This is a genomic window from Mesorhizobium sp. M7A.F.Ca.CA.004.04.2.1 (assembly GCF_004022825.1).
Classification (GTDB): domain Bacteria; phylum Pseudomonadota; class Alphaproteobacteria; order Rhizobiales; family Rhizobiaceae; genus Mesorhizobium.
On record NZ_RZPH01000436.1, the window covers coordinates 1 to 4,703 of the forward strand.

At 63.3% G+C, this 4,703-nt stretch carries 6 protein-coding genes; 2 read left to right on the forward strand and 4 right to left on the reverse strand.

Annotated elements, in window-relative coordinates:
* Both EN893_RS19400 and EN893_RS19405 read left to right on the forward strand, forming a co-directional pair.
* Positions 1 to 798 (forward strand): electron transfer flavoprotein-ubiquinone oxidoreductase (locus EN893_RS19400; RefSeq protein WP_164900960.1); only part of this gene is annotated, 798 nt, incomplete at its 5' end.
* A gap of 127 nt (positions 799 to 925) precedes the next feature.
* Positions 926 to 1,525, forward strand: a complete 600-nt coding sequence (locus EN893_RS19405; protein WP_127269929.1) for a DUF922 domain-containing protein — start codon at positions 926 to 928, stop codon at positions 1,523 to 1,525.
* 4 nt (positions 1,526 to 1,529) lie between these two features.
* Here the strand turns inward: EN893_RS19405 and EN893_RS19410 are convergent, their stop codons facing one another.
* The 4 genes from EN893_RS19410 to EN893_RS38150 all read right to left on the reverse strand — a co-directional run bounded on the left by EN893_RS19410 (position 1,530) and on the right by EN893_RS38150 (position 4,618).
* Entirely contained in the window at positions 1,530 to 2,576 is a 1,047-nt protein-coding gene (locus tag EN893_RS19410; protein WP_127270982.1) for an endonuclease/exonuclease/phosphatase family protein, read from the reverse strand.
* 70 nt (positions 2,577 to 2,646) lie between these two features.
* Complete coding sequence (locus EN893_RS19415) at positions 2,647 to 4,110, reverse strand: AMP nucleosidase (RefSeq protein ID WP_236382868.1); 1,464 nt, start codon at positions 4,108 to 4,110, stop codon at positions 2,647 to 2,649.
* A 116-nt stretch (positions 4,111 to 4,226) separates the two neighbouring features.
* Positions 4,227 to 4,421 carry a hypothetical protein gene (locus EN893_RS19420; protein WP_127270986.1) on the reverse strand — a complete coding sequence of 65 codons (195 nt, stop codon included), beginning with the start codon at positions 4,419 to 4,421 and terminating at the stop codon, positions 4,227 to 4,229.
* 38 nt (positions 4,422 to 4,459) lie between these two features.
* The gene (locus tag EN893_RS38150; RefSeq protein ID WP_023812838.1) at positions 4,460 to 4,618 is read right to left on the reverse strand and encodes a hypothetical protein; all 159 of its coding nucleotides are present in this window, start codon (positions 4,616 to 4,618) and stop codon (positions 4,460 to 4,462) included.
* Positions 4,619 to 4,703 lie beyond the last annotated feature (85 nt).

The following is a 4,703-nucleotide window of genomic DNA, read 5'->3' on the forward strand; positions in this document are numbered from 1 at the left end:
GCCGCCCTCGGTGATGGCGCGCGCGCCATCACCGAGGGCGGCTGGCAGTCAGTGCCGAAACTCTCCTTCCCCGGTGGTGCGCTAATGGGATGTGCGGCGGGCTTCGTCAACGTGCCGCGCATCAAGGGCTCGCACAATGCCGTGCTGTCCGGCATGCTGGCGGCCGAGCATGTCGCAGAGGCGATCGGTGCCGGGCGCGCCAACGACGAACTCGCTTCCTACGAGGAAGCCTGGCGCGCGACCGACATCGGCAAGGATTTGAAGAAGGTGCGCAACGTCAAGCCGCTGTGGTCGCGCTTCGGCACGATCGTCGGTGTCGGCCTCGGCGGCCTCGACATGTGGCTGAACACGCTGTTCGGTGTCTCGCCCTTCGGCACGCTGAAGCATGGCAAGGCCGACTATGCGACGCTCGAGCCTGCCGCCCGGCACAAGAAGATCGCCTATCCGAAGCCCGATGGCGTGCTGACCTTCGACAGGCTGTCCTCGGTGTTCCTGTCCAACACCAATCACGAGGAAAACGAGCCGGTCCACCTGCTTGTCGGCGACATGGAACTGCAGAAGCGGTCCGAGCACGATGTCTTTGCGGGCCCCTCGACGCGTTACTGTCCGGCCGGGGTTTACGAGTGGGTCGACAAGGACGGCAATGCCGCCGCCGATCCCACGGCCAAGGATGTGCGCTTCGTCATCAACGCGCAGAACTGCGTCCACTGCAAGACATGCGACATCAAGGACCCGAACCAGAACATCAACTGGGTGCCGCCGCAAGGCGGAGAAGGCCCGGTCTACCAGGGCATGTAGGCTCGCGCCGGCCACAGCGTGCAAAGCCCCGACGACGGCTCGGGTCTCCCGTGGCAAGTGAAACATTAGGACTGTTGAAACTGCCGCGCGCTTATGGTTCCATTCCTTGACGATAAGGAGATGGCCAATGCGCCTGGCGGTTCTGGCATGCCTTGTGGCGATCGCTGCGCTGTTCGGTTTGGCTTCGGCGGCCTCGGCCGGCACCAGGGTGGTGGTCAAGACGCGGACCTACGACATCACCGGGAACACGGGGCTGGCGCTGATGCAGGCTATGGACCGCAAGGGGCCGAAGCACGGCTTCATGACGCACGCCATCGCGTTGACCGGCTACGCAGTGGATTGGGACCTTGACACCAGCCAGGACAATGGCGTTTGCCGCTTGCGGCGCGCCAACGGCACGCTCAATCTCTTTTATACGTTTCCGCGTGTCGCCTCGGCCACCACGCCGACGCTCCGGAAGCGATGGACGCGGTTCTTCGCCGGCGTCCGCGCCCATGAGGAAACCCATGGCCGCATCGCCAGGGAGATGATGCGGGCCACGGAAAGATCGATCTCCGGCCTCAGGATTGCCGACGACCGGTTCTGCTACAAAACACGTCGCGAGGCACAGCGACGTATCAAGGCCACCAATGCCGCATATGAGGCCAAGCAGCTCGCTTTCGATGCGCGCGAGCATCGCGATGGCGGCCATGTCCAGCATCTCGTCATCGCTTTGGTCAGGCCCTGATCCTTCAGCCTGGCGTCTTGCCGGTCTGGCTTATGGCCGCGGTCGCGGTTTCATGTTCGTCGAGCGGCTTTTGCTGGTTCAGCCTGAGTGAGAACTCCACCATGACCGGAAGGTGATCCGAGCCGGTGTCTTCCAGCCGTGTCGCGGAATGGATGGTCACGCCGCCCTTGCTGAAAACCTGGTCGATCGGCAGGCCGGCGAAGCGCCGCAGGAAGTCCGGCAGCTTGATGTGGATCCAGGTCGGGCCGGCGGACGGCATCACGGTCAGCCCGCCAAGCGCCGCGACCCGCCGCACGGCGGCACTCCATGGCGCGGCATTGCAGTCGCCCGCCATGATGGCCGTCTCGCCGAGCGCGGAAAGCGGCTCCGTCAACTCGCCGATCTGCCAGTACTGCTCGCGTGGCCACGGCCAACTGAGGTGGATCGCCGCGACATCGACGTCGATCCCGCCGAAGTCGACGGTCGCTGTCGCCATGGCGCCGCGCCTTTCGCAACGCGCCTCGGTGCCCGCGGCAAAGGGCCTCCGCGAGAGCAACGCGACGCCGAATATGCCGTTGGGATAGGGACAGAGGATCCGGTATGGATAGGCGCTGCTGATATAGCCAAGCTCGGTCGCCCACATCGCCGATACCTCGTCGAGGGTGATCACGTCGGGATTGGTCCGGCCGATCAGCGACAGCACCTTCTTCGGCGTCGGATTGTCGTAGCGCAGGTTCATCTGCAGCAGCTTGTAGATTGCGCGGTCTTCGTTCTTGGCTTCATAGGCGGCCTCAACCGGCCACAGGCGGGAGAAGGACAGCGACCCGGAAGTGGTGGCGAAGGCCGCCACGGCAAAAAGCAGTGCCACGGCCGCCTGCAGGCGAAATGTCGTGGCCAGCAGCGGCAGCGCGCAAAGCGCCATCAGCACGGCAAGGTGGACGCGGAAATGCGAGAAGGAATCGAAGGCGGGATGCAGCGTTCCGAAAAACCCGGCCACCAGAGCGATCGAACAGGCCAGCATTGCCAGGAATGCAACCGAAATCAGCAATGTCCCGAGGCTCGCTCTCTCCATGCCGCCTGCTTATCGGCAGAAATGCGGCCCAATCAAGATGAGAAATGCCGCCGCGGTGCGTGGCATCGGCCTACTGGAACGCCGTTTCCGAAAAACTTCTGAGCTTGCGCGAATGCAACCGCTCCATCGGCATTTCCGCGAGCTTCTCCATCGCCCTGATGCCGATGGTCAGGTGCTGCGCCACCTGGCGCTTGTAGAATTCGGTCGCCATGCCGGGCAGCTTCAACTCGCCATGCAGCGGTTTGTCCGAAACGCACAGCAGCGTGCCGTAGGGAACGCGAAAGCGGAAGCCATTGGCGGCGATGGTCGCCGATTCCATGTCGAGTGCGATGGCGCGAGATTGCGACAGACGCTGTACCGGGCCACGCTGGTCGCGCAGTTCCCAGTTGCGATTGTCGATGGTGGCGACGGTGCCGGTGCGCATGATGCGCTTTAGGTCGTAGCCGGAAAGGCCGGTGACTTCGGCGACGGCTTCCTGCAACGCCACCTGGATTTCGGCCAGCGGCGGGATCGGCACCCAGACCGGAAGATCGTCGTCCAGCACATGGTCCTCGCGCACATAGGCATGCGCCAGCACATAGTCGCCCAGCGCCTGGGTGTTGCGCAGGCCGGCGCAGTGGCCGAGCATCACCCAGGCATGCGGCCTCAGCACCGCGATATGGTCGGTGATGGTCTTGGCGTTGGAGGGCCCGACGCCGATATTGACCATGGTGATGCCGCCATGTCCCGATTTCTTCAGGTGATAGGCCGGCATCTGCGGCAGGCGCGGCGGTGCAACGCCTTCGCTGGGCGCGCTTTGCCCGCTCTTGGTGATGACATTGCCCGGCTCGACGAACTCCGTGTATCCGCCGCCGCCATTGGCCATCAGGTTGCGGGCGCGGGCGACGAACTCGTCGATGTAGAACTGATAATTGGTGAACAGCACGAAGTTCTGGAACTGCTGCGGCGTGGTTGCCGTATAGTGCGACAGCCGGTGCAGCGAATAATCGATGCGCTGCGCCGTGAAGGGCGCCAGAGGCCTCGGCTCGCCAAAGGCGACTTCGAAGGTGCCGTTGGCGATCTGGTCGTCGGTGCCGTCGAGATCCGGCACGTCGAACAGATCGCGGATCGGCCGCTTGATGCGCTCTGCCGTCGCGCCGTCGACATGGGTGCCTTCAAGGAAGGCGAAATGCAGCGGGATGGGTGTGGTCGATTCCGACACCGTGACCGCAACCCCATGATTGCGCATGATCAGGCGCAACTGCTCGACGAGGTAGCTTTCGAACAGGCCCGGCTGGGTGATGGTGGTGGAAAAATGCCCAGGCGTCGGCATATGGCCATAGGCCTGGCGCGAGTCGATCTGGGTGAACGAGTTGGTGGTGACACCGATCTCCGGATAAAAGGCCCGGTAGCGCTTGCCATTGTCGCCGCCTGCTGCCGCCAGCTCTGCAAAGGAGTCGCGCAGGAATTTGGTATTGCGGTCGTAAAGCGCCTGCAGTGCCTTGACTGCTTTTTCGGCGCTATCAAAGCTTTGCCGGCCAAAAGGCTCCGGCATGACGACAGATTCGATGGCTTGTGGGTAGATTCGCTTTTCCATGGCTCAATATAGAGACTTGGATCGGCACTTGGGAGGGGTGTCGCGACCGAAGGCGGCCAAAGCGCCGTTTTTCTTCAACCGCGCTGCAGGCTGACCAGGAGCACAAAGCCGACGCCGGACTTCTTCAGGGCTGGTGCGTCGATCGTCGAGCCGGCGTCAGTGCGCATCATCGGCACGGCCAGAACCGGAGCGGCCAGCACCGTCAGGATAAGCGCCGCCCGCGGCAGAAGCCGAAGGGTCTTGAGAGTGTTGGCGGCGATGCGGTTCATGGCGTTCAGCTTTTCTTTCGAGGTCTTGGTTTCTTTGGTCAGTTGCGAAGATGGGTGGGGCAGGCGAGGCGGCAGGTTCTGGAACTGGCTTCGTCCCAGGCGCGGGCCGGACGGCCCGCTTCGGCGACGAGGATGGCGAAGAACATTCCAAACAGGCTCACCAGCAGGCAGACGATGGTGAAGCGGCGAGCAAGCATTGGGTCGGTCTCCTTCAACACGCCGGAGAATGCCCTGATGCAACTGAACCGGCTCTGATGCCGGCGTTCATCTGCCGTTCAAGAT